Origin of the sequence: Pseudodesulfovibrio sp. S3, assembly GCF_004025585.1 — a bacterium.
Lineage (GTDB): Bacteria > Desulfobacterota > Desulfovibrionia > Desulfovibrionales > Desulfovibrionaceae > Pseudodesulfovibrio.
In genome coordinates, this window is record NZ_QTZO01000005.1 from 79,911 (window position 1) to 104,523 (window position 24,613).

Here is a 24,613-nt window from a genome sequence, read left to right on the forward strand (position 1 = left end):
TGGTCGCCGTTGGTTATTCGAGGTTCAGAGCATAAGCCAGCAACACGGTCTTGCGGTTGCCGTATCCGACTCCTGTAAAGGTATTCACCAGCACGCACAGTTGCTTGTTGCCGTCGTTGTTCAGGTCGGCCAGGGCGATGTCGGAGACCTGCCCCTTGATGCGGCGGGTCTTCCAGGCCAGGTTCATGCCTACCTGATCAAAGACCAGGGAGTGGATTTCTCCCTGGGTATAGTACTTGTAGTTCTGGAAGACCTGGGCTGCGGCCGAGACGTCCTTGTTGACCAGGAGTTCATACTTGGTGGTCGAGCTCAGGGGGGCGGTAATCATCCTGAACGGGATGTTGTAGGTGATGCCGTGTTCTTCTGTAGGGCCGCCGCCCATGCCGATCATCTTGTCTGCGGTTTCGATGGCGATGCCTGAACTGTTGAATGTCTGATCGGTCTCGTTGAGCCGTTCGAAACTCTGGCTGTAGGTCACGAGCTTGTGCTTGTCGCTGATGACGACATAGTTGTAACCCAGGCCGTCAGGAAGATATATTGTATTATAGACGTTGCCGAAAGGCGGTAATTTGATTTCCTGCCCAAGATGGACGTCATCTCCCTTGATGAAAGCTTCCATGACGTGCTTGTCGAAAAGGTTGCGTTGGCCTTTGTTCTGGGCGACCAGGATGGGCATAAAGGTCGGGGGGATGCGGAGAAGGCCGAGGAATTTGTCGTAACTTTTTACAATGTATTTAAACTTCCCGCCGTCAAAGGAAAGGATGCTGGAGCGCGGTGTGCCCCTGGGCGCCCGGAGGCCGCCTTGGCTTTCGAACTGGTAGCCCCCGATAATGAATTCCGGCATGCCGTCACGGTTCAGGTCGGCGATTTCAAGCCGGATGTTCATGGTGTTGGCCGGCATCTCGAAAGTGGTCAGGTGCTGCAGCTTGTCATCCTTGACGCGGTAAGCGGAGATGGCTGATTCTTGGAGAATGAAGACTTCGTTGCGGCCGTCAGCATCGCCGTCAGCTATGCTCATTCCGTAGGAGAAGAAGGGCAGGGTCTGGCTTCTCCAGCGGCCTTCGGTTTCGGTACCGCCTTCATAGCGGAACTGCGGATTCAGGGTGTCTGTCCTGTACTGCTCTCCGTCGGCGGTGATGAAGGGGGAGTTCGTCGGTGCTTTGGTTATGACCTTTTTGTTCTCTTGAACCACGGCTGTCTCCGCCGTGCCGTAGCCGGGACGGTTGAATGCATCGCCCTGAATGGCCTTGCCCTGTGCATCCAGCCAGGAAGTGATCTCGTCTATGGGCATTTCGCCTTTTTTGAGCCAGGAATTACCGTCCTGGCTGACCGTCTCGATCTTGACGTGGGCTTTTTTGCCGAGGACTGCGATATCGCCGTAGACGAGGTAATCAACGCCGAGCGACCTGAGAGAATTGAGGGCCCCTCCCTTGTCCGTGGGAATGGCAATGCCTTCAAGACTCTTGGTGGTAGGTTCTACCTGTCCCAGCCATTCAAGGTCGCTGTCCAGGCTGGCCTGGAGCGCCTTGGAAAAGTATTCGTATTTCTGTGGGCCGTTGTAGGTGAAAGGAAGGACTGCGAACGTCTTTGCACCTTGGGCCAGGGCCGGTGCAGCCATGAGCAGGATTGCCAATGTGGTGACCAAGGCGTTGATAACGCGTTGTCTTGTCATGTATTCCTCCAAATATAGGTGGTAACCAGTATTTCATGTTATTGATGTTGTGCATGTCTGCACGGCAGGCTCTTGTACCAGTTTCCGGGCGGGATGCAAAGGGCCAAGAGTGTTGATTAGCCGATGGATAGCCGGTATTGCTGCCTTGACCGGTCGGGCCGGATCGCGTTCGGGCGGTCGGTTTTCAGGGCGGTCCAGGGAGTTTGCATGACCTATTTCGGAAGAACTTTCAGGCTTGTCTGCGAGCAGCAGGCCATCCCTATCGTGGAAAACCTGCTGGAATCGCAGGGGTTTGATTTTGAACCCGAGCCGTTCTACGAATTCGCCCGCAAGCTTGTCCATGAGCCGTTTCCCCTTGGTGAAAGTTTGGCCGCTCGTTTCGGCCTGGTTTATATTCAGGATCGGTCCTCCATGTTGCCTCCGCTGACCCTTGCCCCGCCGATCGGGGCAAGTGTCCTGGACATGTGCTCCGCTCCGGGCAGCAAGACAAGTCTGCTGTCCCGGTTGGTGGGGCGGCAGGGATTCGTGTTCGCGTCCGAGCCGTCGGCCGACCGATTGGGGACGCTCAGGGCCAACCTACGCCGCACCGGATCCGTCAACGCCGTCACAGCCAAGGCCATGGCGCAGGACCTTCCGTTTCAGGATTGTACCTGGGACTATATCCAACTCGACCCGCCGTGCAGCGGGTGGGGGACCGTGGACAAGAATCCCAAGGTCATGGAAGTGTGGTCCGGGTCCAAGACGGCTCCGTTGGTGGCTTTGCAAAAGACGCTCCTTGAGAGGGCAACGGCCATGCTCAAGCCCGGTGGAGTCGTATTGTACTCAACCTGTACAACTAATATCGAAGAGAACGAGCAGCAGGTTACATGGGCCTTGGAATTTCTTGACCTTGAATTGGAGCCGCTTGCCGAGCCCAAGGGGTTTGTTTTTGGCGAGCCTCTTTTGCCGGGTATGGCCGGCGTCCTGCGCGTGGCCGAGGACTCGGACGGGCAGGGGTTTTTCCTGGCCCGGTTCCGAAAGAAGGACACAGGGAGCGCAACTACGGGTGAATGTGTGCAAAAAAGGGAACTGCCCGGCAACCGGTTGAAGCTGTCGGCCATGGTCGGCGGCCATGGCCTGGACATGTCCAGACTCCCCCCTGGCGAGGTGTACGATTTCGGAGGCAAGGCCTTTTTCCTTCACGAACAGGCCCTGGCCATGGTGCCGGGTGCGGTTCGGTGGCAGGGTTTTCCCCTGGGCAAGATCTCAGGCAAGGGCGACAGAATGAAGTTCATCCCCGGCCCAATGGCCCGTGTGCTGTTGCCGGAGGACGCTTCCAGGGCTGACGTCGATGTTTTGGACGTGGAAGAGGCCGGACTCCTTGAACAGCTCTTTACCGGCCAGAGTATTTCTTTTCGACAGGGCAAGGGGCCGGTTGGCCTGTACTATCGGGGTCTTTCCCTGGGGTGGCTGTCGAGAAAAGGGAACAGGCTCCTGTGGTCCGCAAAATAAATAAATTATTTCAGCCTGTTGCTCTGATAACAATTTTTATGAAAAACCGTTGACAAAAAAAAGCCGTATGGGCAGTATGCCCTTCGCTGAACGCGGAAGAGGGTTCGGGCAACATTGCGAAGCAACTGCAAAAAAATGTGGTTGACAAGTGAACCGAGCCAAGCTAAAGACACTCTTCCTACGGGCGCTTAGCTCAGCTGGGAGAGCATCGCCCTTACAAGGCGAGGGTCACAGGTTCGAGCCCTGTAGCGCCCACCACCGTTGACATAGAGGGTACGCTTAACACCCTTTATTATATAAGTGCGGAGCCGTAGTTAAGCTGGTTATAACGCCGGCCTGTCACGCCGGAGGCCGCGAGTTCGAGTCTCGTCGGCTCCGCCACTAAAGATCAAGGACTTACATGTAAATGTAGGTCCTTTTTCTTTGGTCGGGTTTTGGGGTGAAGTGTGGATAATTTTGTGTAAAAGGCTCGAAAGAAGCTCCGGACGTTGTTGTCTCCGGGGCTTCTTTTTATGTTGTTTCGCCCTTGTTGTTTAGCTGGGTTCCGACCTTTATCAAAACTGGTCAAGCTGCTTTTTTATGCCTTTTGGTTGCTTTTCCTTGACATTCTTCGACAAAATCCTGTTGCCCGAAAATTCCGTGATACGTTCTCGCAAACAATGCAGGGCCGTCTGTTCGGTGGTCCGAAGGGGATTGCTGTGAGCGTATTTGAAATGAGGCTGACGCACGACCGGGATTTGGGATTTGTCCGTTTTATCCCTTGCCTACATCGCCGAAGAAAGGCGGTTCCCGCAAATCGGTCGAATTTGGCTTAACCGGCCCGAAACATGGTTCCCCCCATCCGGCTCCGGCTGGAGCGCACGCAAAGCGGCGTCAACAGCTCTTTGACATATCGAGTTAGTCTAAAAACTCGTCAAGAGGATTACACTCTATGTACTCTGGGAAAAAATGAGCAATACGGAAATGACGAACGGAAACAATGGAGGTTACTCCTTCAGACTCCCGTCATCGTTGCAAAACGCACCGGCAGAACCAAAATACCCACGTTCACGTAATGCTGCATAGGTTTTGCAAGCCCCCTTTTTGTCTCCCTTGTAAGTTTGCAACTCTATGAGCGAAAGCAATGGGCGAATATCATTGGGAACCTGGCGAACAACGGCCTGACATAAATCAATAGCGTTTTCCATGTCGCCGGGACTCTTCCCAAGGTAGGCACCTGGGGAGGTGCAAATCCTTGCCAAGGACTGGCATTTTTGGACTTTCTCTGTGTCTGACTTGAGACTACTGGCATACTTCTCGCCCCGGCTCGCACACCCAACAAACACGCACACAGCCACCAACGCCGCTACCGCCAAAATAATTTTCCGCATCATGCCTCCGGGAGCATTTTAGGTTGATCTCAAATCTCGTCAACAGCTCTTTGAAATATGGCTTAGGAGAGCCAATGAAGAATAACCCAATATATGGGCCAAATCTGCGCAAGAAAGACGTTCACGACAAAGCAGACAAGCAGGGAGAAAAAGCCCGAAGTCTCGTTCCAATCGGTCGCCATGAGATAGATGAAGGTCGCAAGGTCGCCGAGGAGATAAATGGGGATAAATGCTTTCATTTCACCGTGCCATCCTCATTGTAGAACCGCAGGTACATCTCGTTGTAGGCCCTGATTAGTTCCTCATCTCCGGGATTGGCATCAATGGCATGGCGGCAATAGTTAAGAGTGCTGTTTACGTCGTCCATAGTCGGCATCCCGTGGTCCACGTAAAGATGTTTGTGTCTCATGCACGTATCCCGAAGATGTTGCCGGCTCGCACACCCAACAAACACGCACACAGCCACCAACGTCGCTACCGCCAAAATAAATTTCCGCATCATGCCTCCGGGAGCATTTTAAGTTGAACACAACCCCCGTTACCAGATGTTCGATGCGTATTCAACGGCCATCAATACGGAGACACTTTGTTGAGTGGTGGTCCTGATTCTTCGGACAACTCGTCAGCAAAGCTACGGTGGGGGCTTGGTGTTTGAGAATTTGACGAAAGAGGAGTGTGGCTCTCGTTCTTTCTTCAATAGAAGAAGAGAGGTTATCAGCGGTTGCTAGAGGCTAATTCGGATTATTGCAGGCCCTCGCCGTAGCACTTGCTATTCTTTTGAAATCTCGTCCCAGAGAAGTTCCATGATGTGTGATTTGGCCGCGGTGAATTCCGGGGTCAGGGTGTTTCTGTGGTCGCGGGGGCGGGGGATCTCGATGGGGATTTTGGCCTTGATGCGGCCCGGACGCCGGGACATGATGTAGACGTTGTCCGCCAGCAGGATGGCCTCGTCGATGTCGTGGGTGATGAAGAGGATGGTGGTCTGCTCCTGCCGCCAGACGTCGAGGAGCAGTTCCTGGAGCAGCAGTCTGGTCTGGGCGTCCAGAGCGCCGAAAGGTTCGTCCATGAGCAGCATGACCGGGTTGTTGGCCAGCACGCGGGCAATGGCCACCCGCTGTTTCATGCCGCCGGACAGTTCCTTGGGCAGCGCGTTCTCGAAGTCGCCGAGTCCGACGAGATCCAGGTATCTGCGTGCCGCGGTCCTGCGTTCGGCTGCGGAGACGCCCTTGAGGCGGAGACCGAATTCCACGTTCTTGCGGACCGAGAGCCAGGGGAAAAGCGTATAGGACTGAAAGACCATGCCGCGATCCGCGCCGGGGCAGGTTATGGGCGCGCCCTCAAGTACGGCCTGTCCCGATGTCTCCCGTTCCAATCCGGCCACAATGTTGAGCAGTGTGGACTTGCCGCAGCCCGACGGTCCGACGATGACCGCCAGTTCGCCGCGCTCCACGGTCAGGTTGATGTCTTCCAGGGCAACGACCGGCTCCTTGCTGGATTCGAAGACCTTCCCCAGTCGGAGGATGTCGAGCATGCTCATTGTTTTTCGCTCCACGGGGTGATGATGCGCGTCAGCAACTTGAAGAGGTAATCGGTCAGCAGGCCGAGCAGCCCGATGATGATCAGACCGGCGAAGATGCGGTCGATGGCCAGGAACCGTTGGGCGCGCAGGATCATGTATCCCAGGCCGGAGTTGGCGGCCACCAGTTCGGCCACGACCAGATAGGTCCAGGCCCAGCCCACGGTAATGCGCAGGTCGTCCATGATGCCCGGCAGTGCGCCGGGGAACAGGACCAGCCTGTAGGTCTGGGCCGTGTTGGCGCCCAGGGTGGCAGCGGCGCGGCTCAGGTCGTTTGGAACCGAGGCCACGCTGTCGGCGACCATGAGTACGAGCTGGAAAAACGTTCCGAGAAAAATGATGGCGAATTTTTGCGTATCGTCGATGCCGAAATAGAGCAGCGTGAGCGGCACCAGGGCCACCACGGGCAGGTAGCGGGCAAACTCCATGAGCGGGGCGAGAACGGCCGCCGCACGCCTGGAGGTGGCGATGAGCATGCCCAGCGGCACGCCGAAGACCACGGCCAGGGACCACCCGACCATGACCCGGTACACGCTGTCCCAGGTGTAGGAAAAGAGGATGCCTTCTTCGTACATCTCGCCGAAGGCCAACAGGACCTTGTGCGGTGGCGGGAGGAACAGGGGTTTGACCGCGCCGGAATAGGCGGCTGCGGCCCAGAGGGCAAAAACGGCGGACAGGGACGCGGCCGCAAGCCACATCCCTGTCCGTTTTGTTGACGTATGCCGATCCATATTAGTCGGCGTTGACGTAGTCGGAGGAGATCAGCTTGTTCACGTCCACATCCTCGGTGATGATGCCTTTGGATCTCCAGAAGCTGATGGCCCGAGCGGCCACTTCATAAACGCTGTGTTCGGCGGTCTTGTCGAAGAAAATCTTGTTGTCTTCCCCCCCGATGAAGGTGACGCCAGAGGCCATGTCGGCCATTTCCTGGACGTCGAGACCCATGGCCTTGGCCATGATTTCGTTGCCCTTGTCGGGGTTGGCCTTGTACCATTCCACGGCCTTGTTCCAGGCCCTGGTCATCTTTGCAGGCACTTCGGGGTGGGTCTTGACAAAGGCGCCGTTGAGCACGAACACGTCGACGATGGTCTTGGGCATGTCCTTGCTGGAGACGAGGACGTGGCCGCCTTCACGCTGGCTCGCATTGGTGAGCCAAGGCTCCCAGGTGACCGCGGCGTCGATCCGACCGGCCACGAAAGCGGTGCCCGCATCGGAAGCGCCCATTTCCAGAATGTCGATATCCTCTTCAGCCACATCGTATTTGTCCAGGATGCTCAGGAAAAAGAAGTAGGAAGTGGAGGATTTGTCCAGGCCCACGGTCTTGCCCTTGAGGTCTGCCACCGTCTTGATCTCGGCAGAGGCGACCACGCCGTCGCCGCCGGAGGATTCGTCCATGCCGAAGATCACGATCTCGTCGGTCCCCTTGGCGTAGTGGATGACCTCGCGGTCGAGTACGTTGCCCAGGCCGTCGATGTTGTTGGAAGCCAGGGCAGCGGCATACTGCGCCTCATCCTCGATGATGACTAGGTCCACGTCCAGATCTTCTGCGCCGAAGTAGCCGAGATCTCTGGCGATATACAGAGGGCCGTATCCGACCCAGGTGGCATGGGCTACCTTGACGGGCGTTCCGGCAAACGCCGTGGAAGCACACAGGACAACAGCGCACAGCAGCAAAAGAAGACGTTTCATACTCTCTCTCCGTATCTCATGGTTTGCCCGATTCAAGCCGAGCGTGTCAGGCAATGCCCCCGCCTGATGCCACACAACAAAACAGACCAGTTTGATATGCTGAAAGGAGGAGGAATGCAACTTTTGTCTATTCGACACGAGTTGGACAGGGGGCTTCGCCCTGAAAATGACAAATAGGATAATCGGGAGGGGTCGTGTTCTGGGTGGATTGCCCGATCTTGTCACATTGCTTGGCCGTGAAAGGGGGCATTTCTGCGGCACGGAAGGACGGCCTTGCGCCTGTGTGCATTTTTTTGGGGTGGGGCCTCATGGAAAGGCCCCACCCCGTGTGGTTGAGTGCTATGCTTCGAGTCTTAGAAGCGCTCGAATTCCCCGGAGTCTTCAGGGTCCATGCCGTCCATTTGCAGTCCCTTGGGTCGGGGCTGGGCCGCTGGTTTCTTCTTGGATTTCCCCTGCGCGATGGCAACGGGCTTTTTCTGTACGACCTTGACAGAGGATCCGGGCAGGGTGCGCCTGTCAGATATGTGGAAGAAGGACATGACCTCTTGCAGGTACTGTCCCTGGGTCGCGAGTTCTTCACATGTGGAAGCCATTTCCTCGGCTGCGGCCGCATTCTGCTGGATGACCTGGTCAAGTTGGCTGATGGCTTGGTTGATCTGGTTCGCGCCGGAGTTCTGTTCGTTGCTGGCTGCGGTAATTTCCTGAACCAGCGAAGCGGTCTGCTCAATGTTCGGGACGAGCTTTTTCAACATCTCTCCGGCCTTTTCAGCCACTTCGACGCTGCTGCTTGACAGCTCACTGATCTCTGAAGCCGCTTCACCGCTTCGCTCGGCAAGTTTGCGCACTTCGGCGGCCACGACCGCGAAGCCCTTGCCGTGTTCCCCGGCCCTGGCTGCCTCGATGGCCGCATTGAGGGCCAGCAGATTGGTCTGCCTGGCGATTTCTTCGACAATGGAGATCTTTTCGGCAATGGTTCGCATGGAGCCGACCGTTTTTGCCACAGCCTCGCCACTGGCCTTTGCGTCTGCGGCAGCTTTGGTGGCCAACGAATCCGTCTCCTGTGCGTTCTGTGCATTCTGCCCGATGTTTGCGGTCATCTGCTCCATGGACGAGGTTACTTCCTCGATGGCAGCCGCCTGTTCGGTAGCGCCTTCGGACACGGACTGGGAGGAGGATGAAAGCTCGGTGGACCCAGAGGCGACGTTTTCCGATGCGGACTGGACTTCCTGCACGACACCTTTGAGCTTTTCGGCCATGCTGCTGAGCGTTGACGACAGGACGCCGACTTCGTCCGCCTGGTCCACGTCAATGGAATTGTCCCTGAAATCACCGCCGGCGATTTTTTCCGCAAAGGCAACGGCCTTTTTGATCGGTTGGACGATTCCGTTGGCCAGGAACCAGAGGATCAGGCATGCGAGGAGGGTGACGCCTGCGCTCACGGAAACGCTGATCACGGCATTCTGCCGGGACTTTTCGGCCATGACTTCCGTCAGATGAATGGCCTCTGCGAAAACGACTGCACGGTCCACCTCTATGAGGATGGACCAGGGGGTGTCGGTTCTGCCCAGTTGTATGGGAGCCGTGACGTTCACAATCGTGGATTCAGGCTCCATGGCTACGAATGTCGTCCCTGATTTGGTGCTTTTGAGTATTTGTTGCCAATCTCCCTGGAATACGTCCTTCAACGGCTTGCCCACATCGCTGGCATTCGCACTGTTGGCGACAACGATGCCCATGTTGCTGATGACGCGGACAACGGCTTTGCCTTTATAGAGATTCTTGGCAACTTCCTCGCTCAATGTCTGCACGAATTTGAGCCTCAGGTCGGTACCGCCGATACCCAGGAATTTCCCGTTGATTTCAATGGGGACGGACATGGTCGTGAGCCATTCCTGTTTGCCTTGGACTATGTACGGGAAAGGATCGAGGATATTCTCTTTCCGCTTCTGGCGGGGGAACAAATACCACCCGCCCTTGGTCACGCCGTTGGGGTGCGGAGAGGCATCTTCATAGCCGACCAGGGCCTGGCGTGCTATCTTGCCGTTTTCATCCCTGTTCCAATAGGGAACGAACCGGCCTGTGGCATCGTGGCCGCTGGCGGTATCTCCGGCGTAACTGTAATCCTTTCCGTCGAGAGCGTTCGGCTCCCAGGCGCTGTATGTGCCGAGGAATTCGACATTGTCTTCCAGGGACGTCAACAGTATGTCGTTGAACGCCTTTCTCAGGTCGATGGAGGAGACGATGTCGGAATCGGCTCTCAGGGCTTTGAAGGCGTCGGCTATGGTCCTGGCCGTGCTCAGGTTGATGTTCAGCTTGCTGCTGATGGCTCCGGCTTCACGCTGGGCTACGGCCAGCAACCCCTGCTTGGTCTGCTCCTCGATGAGGATGTTCACCTGCTCTGTCACGAACTCTTCGGATTGTGTCTGAGAGATCATTTGGACTGAGATGAGTATGATAACAGTGGCAAGGAGGCACAGCCCTGACATGAGGACGATTTTGGTTTTGATTGATTTCAACTGCATGGCATCTCCTGAAGCATAATAAAATTAAACGGAATGACCACCTTTGTGCCGCATGTCATGGCATGCAGGTAAAAGAATGGTCACAAATTAACACTTGATGCTATTATAATGATCTGTGTGGATCTGCGCCCGCAGGTGTGCTCCACGGACAGCGTACGGTGCCTCTGAAGGCGTGGCTGGAGGCTCTCGGCCGGCGAGACAAAAGAGGCCCGCCCCCTGAATGGCCAGGCATCGCGTTCGCGCCGGGCCGGTTTCAGGGGGCAGGTTCGGGTTTTGAGTTTCGATACCGGGACCAACGGTCTTGCAAGGATTTTTATCCCGTGAGCCGCGCAGGTCCAATCTGAGTGATCAGAGTCCTTTCTAGCTCGTGGTATTGATCATGACGTGCTTGGTGACCAGGTAGTCGCCGACGGCCTCCGCCGAGAGATCCTTGCCGAAGCCGGATTGCTTGAAACCGCCGTGGGGGGTCTCCGAGGCCAGGGGCAGGTGGTCGTTGACCCAGACTGTGCCGAATTCCAGGGCGCGGCTGACACGCATGGTGCGGGCCACGTCGCGGGTGAATACCGAGGAGGCCAGGCCGAACACCACATCGTTGCTCATGGCCACGGCTTCCTGTTCATCCTTGAAGCTCTGGATGGTGATTACCGGCCCGAAGACCTCCTGCTGGACGATCTCGGCTTCCTGTCCGACATCGGTGATCACGGTCGGTTCAAAGAAATAGCCTGGACCGTCCAATGCCTTGCCGCCGGTCAGCACGGTTGCGCCGTCTTTTTTCGCCCGTTCCACAAAGCCGGAAACCATGTCCCGGTGCCTGCCGGAGATCAACGGTCCCATTTGCGTGGCCGGATCGAACGGGTCGCCGACCTTGACCTTGCCCATGGCCTCGGTCATGGCCTCGCACACATCGTCGAGCAGGGATTCGTGGCAGATGATACGGGTGGCTGCGGTGCAGTCCTGACCGGAGTTGCAGAAGGCGGCCAGGGGAAGCTTCTCGGCCACCAGGGAAACGTCGGCGTCTTCGAACACGAGGGCGGGAGCCTTGCCGCCCAGTTCCAGGTGTACGCGTTTGACCGTGTCCGCCGCGCTTTTCATGACCATTTTGCCGGTTTCAGTGGCGCCGGTCAGGCTGACCATGCGGATGTCCGGGTGGGAGGTGATCATCTGGCCGACATTCCCGGCCACCACGTTGACCACGCCGTCGGGAATGCCTGCCTCGGCGGTCAGTTCGCCGAGCATGAGGGCGGTGCGGGGCGTGAGCGTGGCGGGTTTGAGTACGGCGGTGCATCCGGCTGCCAGGGCCGGGCCTATCTTCCAGACTCCCATGAGCAGGGGATAGTTCCAGGGCGCGATCTGGCCCACGACACCCACGGGGTCACGGCGATAGATGGAGGTATAGCCCGCGGCATACTCACCGGCATGATGTCCGCCCGTATCCCGTGCGGCGGCGGCAAAAAACCTGAGGTTGTCGATGCAGAACGGCAGGTCCGCACCCAGGCTGAGGAATTCGTAGGGCTTGCCCGTGTCCTCGGATTCCACCCGCGCGAACGCTTCCATGCGGCTTTCCAGCAGGTCGGCAAGCTTCCAGAGTGCTTTGGCCCGGTTTGCCGGTGTCAACCCGGACCAGCGACCATCCTCGAAAGCCGTGCGCGCGGCAGCGACAGCTTTCAGTACGTCTATCTCCCCGGCCTTGGCCACTGTAGCCACGGTTTCCCCGGTGGCAGGGTTTTCCACTTTGAAAGTTGCGCCGTCGTTCGCATCGGTCCACTTGCCGTCTATCCAGAGTTTCATGTCCATTGAGCTCTCCTGGTTTAGCTGTCTGCAGCTGGTTTATTGCATCTGCCCTGTTTTTTCCTTCTGGGGTCCACGGGTGAGTGCAGGGACTGTTCCAACCGGGCATGTTCGTCATTTGGCAGAGGCGTTTTCAGGCGGCGAACGGTCCTGGGGCAAGCGGGCAGGCTGCATGACCATATTGGGGCGCCTTGCGGACAGGCGCATGCCGTCCGGCAGTCAACGCCCGGGTCGGGACGGCTTTGCGACATTATTGTGAGTCAGCGGCATTTTTATTACTCATTTGTTATGTCGGTGTGAGCACAATGCCTTTGTATATTCATGAGAGCAAACGGACTGGCAAGCGTTTTTGCACTCCCACGGATGGTGTGAAATGAAAAAACACTAAAATTCTGTTGCGGCGGGAAAACAGGAGGCGTACCTGTTGGTTACTGTGTTCAAGAAGTAATTTCTTGTGTTGAATGGCATGGTTGTCTTACGTTTTGCGTTTTGGCGCAGGCGTATGCGGAGATTGTCGCGCGGCCCATGGTCTCGGAAGTGAAGCCGGCCACGCGGGGATACTCTGGCAAGCGGGCGTGGATGAGTGTCCCGTCCGCACCAACAAAACAAAAGGAGTCGCATATGCGCAAACTGATCCTTTCCCTGACCCTGGTTTTTTCCGTGTTGGTTCTCACTCTGCCTGCCATGGCCGCAGAGCCTGTGAAGACCCTGCCCGGTGACATCACCCTGGCGCAGGCCCAGAAAGTCCTGGCCGCTGCCCTGAAGCAGGCCGAAACCATCAAGGTGCCCATGAACATCGCCATCGTGGATGCGGGTGGCAATCTCAAGGCCTTCTATCGTCAGGAAGACGCCTTCATCGGCAGCATCGACATCTCCATCAAGAAGGCCGTCACGGCCCGTTATTTCAACATGAGCACCCGCACCCTGGGGAGCGTTTCCCAGGTGGGCCAGTCGCTGTACGGTATCGAGGTCAGCAATGACGGTCTGATTCTGTTCGCGGGCGGCGTTCCGCTGGTGGATGCCAACAATGTCATCATCGGCGCCATCGGCGTCAGCGGCGGCAGTGTGGACGAGGACGAGGGCGTGGCCATGGCCGGAGCCGCCGTTCTCAAGTAGTCGAACCAGTCCGATTTGATCAAGCGGCCGGGTCGGTGGGAATGTCTTTCCGCCGACCCGGTTTTTATGGCCGTCGGCATTGCTCCGGCATGCAAGGACAATTCCGTCATTTTCCGTTTTCGGGCGGCTGGCAGTGCATTGCGTCCCGGCGTGAAATCAACTAGGGGAGACTGGTTCGGTCGAGAGGCGGGGTGGAGCGGCCAGTCCTGAATCAGGCGTGAATATGATAATGGGAGAGTTGACGGCGGCATGTGCCCGACCGGACTCCCGCGAGGAGACAGACTGTCATGAAGGACATCCAACGGTTCATTGCCGGGTTCAAGAATTTCCGTAACGAATATTTCTGTCGTGAGGATTCCCCCTTCAATACGTTGTGCGAGGGGCAGACCCCGACCACCATGGTCATCGCATGCAGCGACTCGCGCACCGATCCTTCGCTTATCATGCAATGCGAGCCGGGCGAAATCTTCGTCGTGCGCAACGTTGCCAACATAGTGCCGCCGTATGAATCCGACAGCGGGTATCACGGCGTGTCCTCGGCCATCGAGTATGCCGTGAAGATGCTCAAGGTCGCCAACATCATTGTCCTTGGCCACAGTCATTGCGGGGGCATCGATACACTGATGAAGAACGACGCGGGTGAGGACAGCGAGTTTATCAACAGGTGGCTGTCCGTGATGAATCCCGTGCGGGATCAGGTCATGAAGCATTTCGGCAAGGTGGACAAAAAATCCTGTACCGCCTGCGAAATGGCGGGAATCCTCCGGTCCGTGGACAATCTCATGACCTTTCCCTGGCTTGCGGAGCGCGTGGCCGACGGCAGTCTCTACGTACACGGTTGGTATTTCGACATGGAATCCGGTCAGCTCCTGAGTTATCTGCCCCAGACCAAGGCGTTCGAACCGCTGACCTTTCCCTGCCCGCAGGAGTAGCTGCCCGTCTTGCATGGGGCGGCATTCTGTTATATGTGTATCCTTGGTCGGCAGTTCACCGAGGCGTCGCCGCCCCTTTGGGGGAGCTAAACCTGCCATCACATCATTCCACCCGACACCTTGTCCGCGTGCCGAGTCGGAAGGGCGACCACCGGCAATCCATCCGTGGTAGGCGCGAGAGCGAGGATGAACCATGTCCAAATCCCCAATGCCCCTGTACGTGGGCGACCTATCCGCATTGGCTTGCAATCTGCGGAGCCAGCTTCAGGAATCCGAATCAGTTCCAGGTCATGTGGAGATGCTGAACCTGCTGGTCAAGGCCGGCGGGTTTCGGAATTATCAGCATTTCAAGGCGCAGTATGATGCGCGCCGTGGGCTTGACCTGCCGGAACAAGAATATGCCGAGATCAATTACAAGCTGGTCAAGCGGATAGTGCGCTTGTTCAACGACGAGGGCTACCTGACGCACTGGCCCAAGAAGTACAGCGAGCGCGTCATCTGCCTGTGGGTCATGTGGTCGCGGATCAGTGCGAAAAAGACCTATACGGAATGCGAGATCAGCGAGCTGCTCGAACAGCAGCATCTGTTCGAAGACCATGCGCTGTTGCGGAGGCTGCTGGTCGATCATCAGCTCATGACCCGGACGGCCGATGGCCGGGAGTACCGGCGGGTCGAGGTCCGGCCTCCGGCCGAAGCCGTGGAGGCGTTCAAGCACATTCGCGGGTAAATGCGGTCACTCGATGCCGAGGGGCAAATCGACTTCGGCAGAAAGGCAATCAATCCCTTGCATTCAGGTGCAAGGGATTTTTTCGAGCAGTGAGTGGATCAGGCCTTGGCTCGGTCTGATCTCTTTACAGGGGGAAGGGAGCCAGAACCCGATCGAGCACGCCCTGTACCTTTGAGATGGCCACCCCGTAGTTGGTCACCGGAATGTTGCGGCGGGTGCATTCCTGGATGCGGCGGAGCATTTCGGTCCGGTTGAGCATGCACGCTCCGCAGTGGACCACCAAGTTGAATCGCTCCAGATCTCCGGGGAAGTCGTGCCCGGAATAGACCTCGAACTTCAGGTCCTTGCCCGTGTACTGGGTCATCCAGCGGGGAATCTTGACGCGTCCGATGTCGTCGGCCACCGGGTGGTGGGAACAGGCCTCGCCTATGAGTACCCTGTCCCCGTCTTCAAGGGTGTCGATGGCGTCGGCGCCCCTGACAAGGCTCGGCAGGTCGCCCTTGTACCGGGCAAACAGGGTGGAAAACGTGGTCAGCGGGATGTCTCCGGGGACATCGGCGGCCACGCTCATGATCACCTGTGAGTCGGTGATCACCAGGGCGGGTTTGCGGGTCAGTCCGTCCAGGGCCGCTTCTATTTCGCGTTCCTTGACGGTCAGGCCCAGCGCGTCGCAGTCCAGGATTTCCCGCAGTACCTGGACCTGCGGCAGGATCAGGCGGCCTTTTGGGGCGGCCAGGTCGATGGGCACCACGCAGACGACCCAGTCGCCCTCGTTGATCAGGTCGCTCACCAGAGCGCGTTCCTGCCTGTATTCCGGCGGCGTGGCGTCGATGATCGCCTGCTTGAGGCCGTCCACGTTGAGTCCGCTCAGGGCGGAAACGGCCAGGCAGGGGGTGCCTTCGGCCCGAAGGCTGTCCATTTCCTTCTGTGAGGGCGCGTGCAGGTCCATCTTGTTGAAAGCCACGATGTACGGAATGTCCAATCTCCTGACCGTGTCGAGGATGGCGCGCTCATGCTCCGTGATGCCCGCTTCACCTATTACGATTACGGCCACGTCGCAGCGGTAGAGTATCTTGCGCGTGGCCTGCATGCGCAGTCCGCCCAGGTCTCCGGTGTCGTCGAGCCCGGCCGTATCGTAGAATGTCACCGGCCCGAGCGGGAGCAGTTCATAGTGCTTGGCCACGGGGTCGGTGGTCGTGCCCGGCGTGTTCGAGACAATGGCCGTCTCCTGGCCGGTGATGGCGTTGATCAGCGATGATTTGCCCGCATTCCGCCGCCCGGCGAGGGCGATGATCAGTCGTACTCCGCGTGGCGCCTTACCCGACATGGCTCCTCCTGGGTGAAAAACCTTTGGCTGCGGAAGGGATGAAGCCCGTTGCCCTGATGGTCTGGTGGGCCGCGTCCAGGGAGGCCCCGTCGTCCATGTCCCCGGCGTTCTTGCCGGGGTAGATGGTGTAGTCGCCGCGATGCCGTGCCGGGGTCATGGACGGCATGAGCACGTTGCATCCCCGGGTCAGGGCCAGGGCGCGGCTGCCCGGACGCAGGGCGTCCAGGGCGGACGTGGCCGGGATGTTGGCTTTCGGGTTGAGGAGGCGCAGCAGGGCGCTTGTCCTGTGGGACAGGGTGACGGAACCGGGTGCCGTGTTTGTCAGGGGGGTGTCCGGGTTGGGCACGAAAGGCCCGACAGCGATCATGTCGAGTTCGAGATCCGTGAGAAACAGGATGTCGCGCAGACCGTCCGAAAGGTCGGTGTCGGGCAGGCCGACAATGACCCCGGAGCCGATTTCGTAGCCCATGCGGCGCAGTCGTTCGACCCGATGCAGCCTGGCCGAGAAATCCTCTCCCCGGCGCAGGTGCTTATACAGGCGCTGGTCCGTGGTCTCCAGCTTGATGAGACACCGGTCGGCTCCGCAGTCGCGCCAAAAGGCGTATTCGTCCAGTCCTCGATCCCCCAGGGAGAGGGTCACGGCCACGTCGTGCCGCGCCTTGATTTTCCCGATCAGTTCCCCGAGTGTCTCGGTCGAGTATCCCATGTCGTCCCCGGATTGGAGGACCACGGTCCCGGCCCCTTGGGACACGGCGTCCGAGGCTGCGGCCAGGATGTTGTCGGCGGACATGCGGTAGCGGTGCAAATTGCGGTTGTCGGCGCGCAGTCCGCAGTAGCGGCAATGCTTGTCGCAGATGTTGGAGAATTCGACGATGGCCCGGATATGGACTTCGTTGCCGAAGACCCACTTCCGAGTTTCGTTGGCCCGTGCGAACAGGAACGGGTCGTCCGCGCCGGTCAGAGCGGTGAGGATGTCGTGTGCGTTCATGGCGTGTCGTTGGCCGGGAATTCCCGGTGGTCTAGATTGTGAGTGGGAAATGTCGAGAATGAGCGGCAGGGACACATGGCCCGTGCGCACTCGTTGACGAGCCGGAAGGCGGCCACCTCTTCACCTGAGGCCCAGGTCGGGGGCTTGCCGCGGGCGGTCCATTCAAGCAGGGCCTGCACGTCCGCCTGGACCATGCCCCAGAATCCCTGGGGCGCATGGGTTCCGGCATGGGCGTACTGGCCGAAAACAATGGCGTCGTCTGCAATGATGATCGGCAGGCAGGGCAGCCGCCGGGCCGGGTGCAGGTGGACCTTGTCCGGATGGCGTTGGGCGAGTTCGGACATGAACCGATGCGACAGGAGCACCTCATCGTCCGTGGCCTGGGTGGAAATTCCGAATCGGAGGGCATCCAGAAAGGGGCGCACCCAACAGGCCGGACTGTCCGGTTCCAATACGATGATATCCAGGCGTTTGAATTCGGGGCGTGCCAGTGCGGTTTCCAGCCCTTCGCGGTGGGGGTGGGATCGGGCAAAGGCCCCGTACACCGCAGCGTGCAGGATGATCCTCCGGCGGCTGGAGGCGAACATGGCTGGCGTGTCCAGGGCGTCAATACCGGTCACGAGTTTCATGGAATCCTCACTTCTTCGAATTCTTCCGGAGTATATCCAAGCTTGCACAGCCGCTTGGGAGACAGAAGCCTGTCCAGGGCCTCGACCGAGGCCACGCCGCACAATACCGCTTCGTCACGGACGGTACGGCCCGAGGCTTGGGCGTCTGCCATGAGCCGCTCTACGCGATCGTAGCCGAGGAGCGGAACAAGGACCGTGGCCAGGGCACCGCTGCGCTCCACATGGGCCCGGCATTGTTCCCTGTCAGCCTGGATTCCGTCCGTGCACTTAGCCAGTCCGCGGCAGGAATTGACCAGCAGGGTCAGGGATTCGAGCAGCGAATGGGCGAGCAGGGGCAGCAGGTGGTTGAGTTCGAGCTGGCCCATGGCCGCGGCAAGGGAAATGGTCTGGTCATTGGCCATGATCCGCAGGGCGGCCTGGGTCACGGCCTCGGGCATGACCGGGTTGATCTTGCCCGCCATGATGGACGAACCGGTCTGGAGCGGCGGCAGGGTCAGTTCCCCTAGGCCGGTCTTCGGGCCGCTGGAGAGCAGGCGCAGATCGGATGCGATTTTCATCAGGGTTGCCGCGCACGCCTTGAGCATGCCCGAGACCTCAACAAAGGTGTCCATGTTCTGGGTGGCGTCCACGAGATTTTCCGCTCGGGACAGGGGGAGTCCGGTAATGGCCGCCAGGCTCCCGGCCACGCTCAGGACGTAGTCTCGCGGAGCGCCCAGACCGGTGCCGATGGCCGTGCCGCCGAGGTTGACCTTCTTGAGCCGTTCCCGGCATTTGAAGAGCCTCCAGCGGTCCCTGGCCACGGCGTCGGCAAAGGCCCCGAAACTCATGCCCATGGTCATGGGCACGGCGTCGGTCAGTTCGGTCCGTCCGGCCTTGACCACGTCGCGAAATTCCGCTTCCTTGCCCTGGAAGGCTTCCTGGAGCGACGCGACCGAGGTTTCCAGGTCGGTGAGCAGGAACAGGACGGCCACCCTGAGGGCCGTCGGGTACACGTCGTTGGTGGACTGGTGCATGTTGACATGCAGGATGGGATGGACCCGGGATGTGTCGCCGCGCCGAGCGCCGAGCAGTTCCGCCGCGCGGCTGGCAATGACCTCGTTGAGATTCATGTTGGTCGAGGTTCCGGCCCCGCCCTGAAACGGGTCGACCACGATCTGGTCGTGCAGTTTTCCCGAGGCGATTTCGGTGCAGGCATCGCAGATGGCCCATCCATACTCCTCGGGCAGGTACCCGAGGAGCATGTTTGTTTTTGCGCAGGCCAGCTTTACCTGGGCAAAGGCCCGGATGAAGGCCGGGTGCAGCCGGTAGCCGGAAAAGGGGAAGTTGCGCACGGCCCGCAGGGTGTGGATGCCATAGTAGGCATCCACGGGCACGGCAAGCTCGCCCAATCCGTCGTGTTCCAACCTGAACCCGGTGGCCTTCACTGTCCCTGTCATGCGCTTCATTCCTCCATGCCTACAGGTAGAGGTCCCGCTCGCCGGCTTCCATGCGGGCCATGCGATCTGTAAGCAGGGTCTTGCGGTCCTGGTCCGGGTAGTTTTCGATCTCGCGGCGGATGAGCGCCTCGCCGATGACCTTGGTCTCTTCGGAGGCGTAGTCTTCGAGGTATTCCTTGAAGGTCAGCAGCCCGTTGGGCAGGCAGAACTTCTGGATGAAACCGGTTTTGGCCAATTCCATGAAGTGCTCTCCGGTGCGGCCCAGCCGGTAGCACGCCGTACACCAGGAGGGTACGTAGCCGTGGTCTCCGGCAATGGACCGGATGACCTCGTCCAGGCTGCGGCTGTCGCCCACGCAGAACTGCTGCACATCGGGCCTGTCGTATTCGGGATCGCTGTATGCGCCGGGGTATGTCCTTGAACCGCCGGACATCTGGGAAACGCCGACTTCCAGCAGTTCCTTGCGGAATTCCGCGGTTTCGCGGGTGGTCAGGATCAGCCCGGTGTACGGCACGGCCAGGCGCAGTACAGAGACGATTTTCTTGAACTGGTGGTCCGTGGTCGGATAGGGCGGGTTGAAGGCGATATCCGAATTCAATGCGGGTTCCAGGCGGGGGAATGAGATGGTGTGCGGTCCCACGCCCCAGTCGAGTTCGAGCTGGCGTGCGTGGTGCAGCAGGCCGAGCACCTCGAAGGTGGGGTCGTAGAGGCCGAAGAGTGCGCCCATGCCCACGTCGTCGATGCCCGCCTCCTGGGCGCGGTGCATGGCGTGCAATCGCCAGAGGTAATCGGTCTTGCGCCCTTTGATGTGCAGTTTTTCATAGGTCGGGCGATGGTAGGATTCCTGGAAGCACTGGTAGGTGCCGATGCCGACCTCGTGCAGCTTGCGGAATCCCTCGACATCAAGGGGAGCACAGTTGACATTGACCCGGCGGATTTCGCCGCTCTTGGCCGAGGTCACCGCGTAGACATCCTTGACGGTCTGGGCGATCCAGTCCGCGCCGAGGGTGGGGTGCTCTCCGTAGACCAGAAGCAGCCGTTTGTGCCCGAGATCCTCCAGTACGGAAACCTCGCGGTGGATTTCCTCCGTGGACAGGGTGCGCCGGTCCAATTCGGTGTTGGTGGCCTTGAATCCGCAGTACTTACACTGGTTGGCGCATTCGTTGGTGATGTAGAGGGGGGCAAAGACAACCAGCCGGTTGCCGTAGATGGCCTTCTTGATGGCGATGGCCGTTTCGAAAATTTCCTGGTCCAGATCCAGATCCGTGTTGCCGAGCAGTGCGGCGGCCTCGTCCGGGTCCAGCCCCTGTTTTTCCCTTGCCTTGGCCAGGATCTCGCGGATCAGGCCGGGGGCGGGATTTTCTCCCTTGCGCATTTCTGTGCGGATGGTTTCTTCGTCGATGAAGTTTTTCAGGCCATCGCTCAACGTGCTGTCCTTTTTCATTCTCTAGCTCCCTTGTTAAACCAGAAGAGATTTGACCTGAACACCTTCAAGCATGCCGAGCTTGCCGGTCAGGGCGCCCACCTCGTCGGTGGTGGCCTCAATGATCAGATCTATGATGTTTACGCCCCGTTCCTTGAAGGGCAGGCCCATCCGACCGACGATCATGTCTCCATGGTCGCTCAGGATGGTGTTGACCGTGACGGCCATCTTGTTCCTGTCCTTGATGATGATGCCGATAATGCCGAGTCGTTTCTGCATACGCTCAGTCTCCCTTTTTTGGTCTGTGCCGGAAACCGCGAGACCCCGGGTTAGCACTCCCGGGATCTCTGCATGCTGGGAAGGGGGGAGCTTCTGGATGGTGTTCTGCCTGCGAGAATGCGGGTAGGGCCCAGATGGCTCCACCCTGGGGTTCAGGCTGACCCTTCCCGCAGGCAGATTTTCTCCGGTCGGAGGTGTTCTGGCGAAAACCACTAGCGTTCTTTTGGATACTAATCAAGAAAAAATTATACGCAAAGGATAACTTTTTTAAAATAGTAACACGATGCAGCGGCAAAATATGCAGTCGGGATCGGCAAAGAGTAGATGAGATCGGCCATTCAGGCCGCCTCGGAAAGACCGTATTCGGAGAAGGGAGGGGAATGTCGCCCTAGGATCAGAAGCATCCTCGCCGCAGGAGACACAAATGAGAGGTTAGAACTTCAGCTTGAATCCGTTGGCCTTGAGGGCGGCCACTCTGGCGCTGCGGTCATTGTAATGGGTGTGCAGCAGATGATGCGACATGTGACCGCACGGACCTTCATGCAGGAAGCCGTCCTTGGGGTCATAGATCTTTTTGATCATGGGATTGTCCTGAGACTTCCTGAGCTTGTAGATCTTGGGATTGGCATCGGCATCGTATACGGACTTCTGGCGAAGGCCCACGAAGTCCATGGAGGCTGCTACCGCTTCCTTGGTCAGGTTCAGGCCGAGCACGGCGTATCCGGTCATGACGCCGCACGCCTTGATGAAGCCACGTCTGTTCATTTTCATGGTCGGTCTCCTTCTTATGCGCTGACAGTGCGTGCCCGGAAGCGTTTGTTGATCTGGGCCACGGTGCTTTTGAACAGGGAGGCTCGGACATCGGGATCAAGAGGCTGTCCGCCGCCGTTCACACAGCCGCCGGGGCAGGTCATGACTTCGATGAAGTGGTATGGGGATTTTCCCGCCCGAACTTCGTCGCACAGTTTTGCAGCATTATCGAGTCCGCTGGCCACAGCCACCTTGACCGTGCCGAACCCGGGCACGTCGACGTCGGCAGCATTGATGCCCTCGTGGGTGCGCACGACCTTGATGGTCGGGTCCGACAGCTTTTTGCCGGAAAGCACTTCGTAGGCAAGCCTCAGAGCCGCTTCCATGACGCCGCCGCTGTTGCCGAAGATGGTGGCCGCTCCGGTGGAATCGCCCAGAATCGGGTCGGGTGCTTGCGAGGGCAGGCTGTTGAAGTTGATGCCCGCAGCCTTGATCATGTAGGCCAGTTCGCGGGTGTTGATGGTTGCGTCGATGTCGCGGAAGCCGCTGTCGGCCAGTTCGGGGCGCAGTCCTTCGTACTTCTTTGCGATGCAGGGCATGATCGAGACGGTGTAGATGTTTTTGGCCGGGGTTTCGGTCTCGTGTGCGCCATAGGTCTTGGCCAGCGGGCCGAGCATCCCGATGGGAGACTTGCAGCTGGACAGATTGGGCATGAGATCCGGGTAGAAGGTCTCTGCGAACTTGACCCAACCGGGACAGCACGACGTGAACTGGGGCAGCGGACGAGCGCCCTTCTTGCCTTGTTCACCCACACGCTGGATCAGCTCAGTGCCTTCTTCCATGATGGTCACGTCGGCAGTGAATTCGTTGTCCCAGATGTAGTCGAAGCCGAGCTGGCGCAGGGCTGCGTGCATTTTCCCGCCCACGTAAGTGCCGGTGGCGGCTCCGAAGCATTCGCCCAGGCCGTAGCGAACGGCAGGAGCGGGCATGGAGACCACGACGGTGTTCGGGTCCTTGAGTTTCTCGAAGACCTCGTCCACGTAGGAAACGCCTTCGTAGATGGCGTCGTACGGGCAGTTGATCAGACACTGGCCACAGTTCATGCAGGCGGCCGGGTCCACAACCTGACGAATACCGTCGTCGTTTATGGACTGGATCGCGCCGGTTGCGCATGCTTCTTCGCAATTTCCGCAGGCCTGGCACTTGGTGGCATCGACCTGGACAAAGAAAATGCTGTCTGGATCAATGCCTTTGGGTGCGTTGGTCTGGTACATCACGCCTTCAATCTGTTTCATGGTGCCCTCCTTGTTGGGGTGGATTGAAGACAAATCCACCGGCGTTATCGCCGGTGAAGCCTTTGGTGTGCATCCTGACATAGGATACCCTCCTCCTTTCGATGTGTTGACAGGGTGCTACTCCCGTCGTTAACACGAAATCTAAAATAATAACACAATACAGCTACTATTGTAAAAATAGTAGCCGTGTCAAGGGGGGGGAGCCGATGTGGGCTCATCTATAGGTGCCGATGAGAACCTCGGCCCCCGATGCAAGGGTGGAGTGTTTTCGGAATACTTGCCGGGAATGGGCGGCAACCTGTTGCCATTGAATGGGAAAGGGCACCAATCTGTATGATTGGTACCCTGTATGCTGGTCTGTGTATGGCTGAGGTTTTTACCTGCGAATTATCCCTATATCCATTTTTGTTTTCTGAAGTAGATGAGCATGGTCACTGCCACGGCCCCCATGAACGAAAGCAGGACATAGTAGCCGTAGGGGTATCGGAGTTCGGGCATGACCTCGAAGTTCATGCCGTACACGCCTGCGAGGAAGGAAAGGGGAATGAATATGGTGGCAAAGATCGTCAGGAATTTCATGACATCATTGAGCCTGTTGGCAACCGCCATGTTGTAGCTGTTGAGGTGGTCGTTGAGCATCTCCCTGTAGATGTCCACTGCGTCATTGATCTGCTCGGCCATGTCCATCAGATCCCTGATAAAGGGGGAGAGTTGCTCTGAGATCAGGTCATTTTCCAGCTTGAGCAGTTTGAGGACTATCTCTCTGGCCGGGCGCACCGCCTTGCGGATGTAGGCCATCTCCCTCCGGCAGGTGTTGATTTCTTCCAGCAGTTCGTTGGTGGGGTCGCTGAGCACCTCCTCATCGAAGCCTTCGATTCTTTCACCCATGATTTCAACAACTTTGAGATAGTTCTCGAAGACGCAGTCGAGCAGGGCGTAGAGCAGGTAGTCAGGACCCGCTTTACGCAGCCTGCCGCTTTGACGCCTGATCCGTTCGCGTACGGGTTCGAATACGTCTCCGGGTTTCTCCTGGAATGTCAGCAGGCATCGTCCGGTCAGGTATGCGCTCAGTTGTTCCGACTGGATTTCGGATTGGTCCTCGTTCAGGGAGAGCATCTTGAGGGTGATGAACACCCCGTTCGGGAAGTCTTCCATCTTGGGTCTGTGGCCTGTGTTGACGATGTCCTCAAGTACCATTGGGGAAATGTCGAATATCGAGCCGAGGGAGTGCATCAGTTCCGGGACATGCAGGCCGTCCACGTTCAGCCAGCTCGTTGATTCGCTGGACAGGCAGGGCGAGAGTGTTTCCGCAGACTCGAGGAATTCGTCACGCAAGGTGGAAACATCGTAGTCGATCAGTCTCAACCGGGGGGTGTCGGTTTTTTGTTGCCCGACAAAGATCAGCGACCCCGGGGGTTGCCCTGTGGCGTTGTGGCGTTTTTTCAGAAATCTGGCCATGAGTTGCACCTCTGTTTCATACGGCATGGATGGTAATACGTGATGTCGTCATCCTGATTCAGTCTCATGATATAATGAAAACCTGACACGATAAACCTTTTTCATGTGACAACGCCCATGCCAAGGGTTGCTGTGGCGGTTAACA

The 24,613-nt window shown here is 58.3% G+C and carries 22 protein-coding genes and 2 tRNA genes; 6 read left to right on the forward strand and 18 right to left on the reverse strand.

What is annotated here, in order from left to right; genetic code table 11:
* Positions 1–13 precede the first annotated feature (13 nt).
* Positions 14–1,672, reverse strand: a complete 1,659-nt coding sequence (locus DWB63_RS07330; protein WP_128328170.1) for a VCBS repeat-containing protein — start codon at positions 1,670–1,672, stop codon at positions 14–16.
* A gap of 207 nt (positions 1,673–1,879) precedes the next feature.
* On the opposite strand from DWB63_RS07330, the gene DWB63_RS07335 reads away from it, so the two are divergent.
* From DWB63_RS07335 to DWB63_RS07345, 3 genes are all read left to right on the forward strand, one after another.
* Complete coding sequence (locus tag DWB63_RS07335) at positions 1,880–3,163, forward strand: RsmB/NOP family class I SAM-dependent RNA methyltransferase (protein ID WP_128328171.1); 1,284 nt, start codon at positions 1,880–1,882, stop codon at positions 3,161–3,163.
* A 182-nt stretch (positions 3,164–3,345) separates the two neighbouring features.
* Positions 3,346–3,421 (forward strand) — tRNA-Val (locus DWB63_RS07340).
* A gap of 46 nt (positions 3,422–3,467) precedes the next feature.
* Positions 3,468–3,544 (forward strand) — tRNA-Asp (locus DWB63_RS07345).
* Positions 3,545–4,149: 605 nt separating this feature from the next.
* Here the strand turns inward: DWB63_RS07345 and DWB63_RS17425 are convergent.
* The 8 genes from DWB63_RS17425 to DWB63_RS07375 form a co-directional block, all read right to left on the reverse strand.
* On the reverse strand, positions 4,150–4,350 hold the full coding sequence (locus DWB63_RS17425; RefSeq protein ID WP_128328172.1) for a hypothetical protein: 201 nt from the start codon (positions 4,348–4,350) through the stop codon (positions 4,150–4,152).
* Positions 4,351–4,595: 245 nt separating this feature from the next.
* Positions 4,596–4,772: a hypothetical protein gene (locus tag DWB63_RS17250; RefSeq protein WP_164879810.1), complete on the reverse strand. Its 177-nt coding sequence runs from the start codon at positions 4,770–4,772 to the stop codon at positions 4,596–4,598.
* On the reverse strand, positions 4,769–4,942 hold the full coding sequence (locus DWB63_RS17255) for a hypothetical protein (RefSeq protein ID WP_164879811.1): 174 nt from the start codon (positions 4,940–4,942) through the stop codon (positions 4,769–4,771). Before DWB63_RS17255 ends, DWB63_RS17250 begins: the two co-directional genes overlap by 4 nt.
* A 360-nt stretch (positions 4,943–5,302) precedes the next feature.
* Entirely contained in the window at positions 5,303–6,070 is a 768-nt protein-coding gene (locus tag DWB63_RS07355; protein WP_128328173.1) for an ABC transporter ATP-binding protein, read from the reverse strand.
* Positions 6,067–6,807, reverse strand: a complete 741-nt coding sequence (locus DWB63_RS07360; protein ID WP_241648717.1) for an ABC transporter permease — start codon at positions 6,805–6,807, stop codon at positions 6,067–6,069. Before DWB63_RS07360 ends, DWB63_RS07355 begins: the two co-directional genes overlap by 4 nt.
* A 34-nt stretch (positions 6,808–6,841) precedes the next feature.
* Positions 6,842–7,798: an ABC transporter substrate-binding protein gene (locus DWB63_RS07365; RefSeq protein ID WP_128328175.1), complete on the reverse strand. Its 957-nt coding sequence runs from the start codon at positions 7,796–7,798 to the stop codon at positions 6,842–6,844.
* Between the two features lie 353 nt (positions 7,799–8,151).
* Positions 8,152–10,320 (reverse strand): methyl-accepting chemotaxis protein, encoded by a 2,169-nt coding sequence (locus DWB63_RS07370; RefSeq protein ID WP_128328176.1) that lies wholly within the window; start codon positions 10,318–10,320, stop codon positions 8,152–8,154.
* 360 nt (positions 10,321–10,680) lie between these two features.
* Positions 10,681–12,114 (reverse strand): aminobutyraldehyde dehydrogenase, encoded by a 1,434-nt coding sequence (locus DWB63_RS07375; protein WP_128328177.1) that lies wholly within the window; start codon positions 12,112–12,114, stop codon positions 10,681–10,683.
* Positions 12,115–12,729: 615 nt separating this feature from the next.
* Between DWB63_RS07375 and DWB63_RS07380 the strand changes: the two genes are divergently transcribed.
* From DWB63_RS07380 to DWB63_RS07390, 3 genes are all read left to right on the forward strand, one after another.
* Positions 12,730–13,224 carry a heme-binding protein gene (locus tag DWB63_RS07380; RefSeq protein WP_128328178.1) on the forward strand — a complete coding sequence of 165 codons (495 nt, stop codon included), beginning with the start codon at positions 12,730–12,732 and terminating at the stop codon, positions 13,222–13,224.
* Positions 13,225–13,511: 287 nt separating this feature from the next.
* Positions 13,512–14,156 carry a carbonic anhydrase gene (locus DWB63_RS07385; protein WP_128328179.1) on the forward strand — a complete coding sequence of 215 codons (645 nt, stop codon included), beginning with the start codon at positions 13,512–13,514 and terminating at the stop codon, positions 14,154–14,156.
* A gap of 193 nt (positions 14,157–14,349) precedes the next feature.
* A complete protein-coding gene (locus DWB63_RS07390) occupies positions 14,350–14,883 on the forward strand; it encodes a DUF2087 domain-containing protein (protein ID WP_128328180.1) in 534 nt (177 codons plus the stop codon).
* A 124-nt stretch (positions 14,884–15,007) separates the two neighbouring features.
* Here the strand turns inward: DWB63_RS07390 and hydF are convergent, their stop codons facing one another.
* The 9 genes from hydF to corA form a co-directional block, all read right to left on the reverse strand.
* Entirely contained in the window at positions 15,008–16,210 is a 1,203-nt protein-coding gene (gene hydF / locus DWB63_RS07395; RefSeq protein ID WP_128328181.1) for a [FeFe] hydrogenase H-cluster maturation GTPase HydF, read from the reverse strand.
* The gene (gene hydE / locus DWB63_RS07400; RefSeq protein ID WP_128328182.1) at positions 16,200–17,198 is read right to left on the reverse strand and encodes a [FeFe] hydrogenase H-cluster radical SAM maturase HydE; all 999 of its coding nucleotides are present in this window, start codon (positions 17,196–17,198) and stop codon (positions 16,200–16,202) included. Before hydE ends, hydF begins: the two co-directional genes overlap by 11 nt.
* Positions 17,195–17,827 carry a hypothetical protein gene (locus tag DWB63_RS07405; protein WP_128328183.1) on the reverse strand — a complete coding sequence of 211 codons (633 nt, stop codon included), beginning with the start codon at positions 17,825–17,827 and terminating at the stop codon, positions 17,195–17,197. The genes hydE and DWB63_RS07405 overlap by 4 nt, the downstream gene beginning before the upstream one ends.
* Complete coding sequence (locus tag DWB63_RS07410; protein ID WP_128328184.1) at positions 17,824–19,272, reverse strand: aspartate ammonia-lyase; 1,449 nt, start codon at positions 19,270–19,272, stop codon at positions 17,824–17,826. Before DWB63_RS07410 ends, DWB63_RS07405 begins: the two co-directional genes overlap by 4 nt.
* A gap of 10 nt (positions 19,273–19,282) precedes the next feature.
* Positions 19,283–20,707, reverse strand: coding sequence for a [FeFe] hydrogenase H-cluster radical SAM maturase HydG (hydG, locus tag DWB63_RS07415; RefSeq protein ID WP_128328185.1), 1,425 nt, complete (start codon positions 20,705–20,707; stop codon positions 19,283–19,285).
* A gap of 15 nt (positions 20,708–20,722) precedes the next feature.
* The gene (locus DWB63_RS07420) at positions 20,723–20,965 is read right to left on the reverse strand and encodes a TM1266 family iron-only hydrogenase system putative regulator (protein WP_128328186.1); all 243 of its coding nucleotides are present in this window, start codon (positions 20,963–20,965) and stop codon (positions 20,723–20,725) included.
* 432 nt (positions 20,966–21,397) lie between these two features.
* Entirely contained in the window at positions 21,398–21,736 is a 339-nt protein-coding gene (locus tag DWB63_RS07425; RefSeq protein ID WP_128328187.1) for an iron hydrogenase small subunit, read from the reverse strand.
* 14 nt (positions 21,737–21,750) lie between these two features.
* On the reverse strand, positions 21,751–23,010 hold the full coding sequence (locus DWB63_RS07430) for a [FeFe] hydrogenase, group A (protein ID WP_241648718.1): 1,260 nt from the start codon (positions 23,008–23,010) through the stop codon (positions 21,751–21,753).
* A 393-nt stretch (positions 23,011–23,403) separates the two neighbouring features.
* Entirely contained in the window at positions 23,404–24,468 is a 1,065-nt protein-coding gene (gene corA, locus DWB63_RS07435) for a magnesium/cobalt transporter CorA (protein WP_128328189.1), read from the reverse strand.
* Positions 24,469–24,613: the final 145 nt, after the last annotated feature.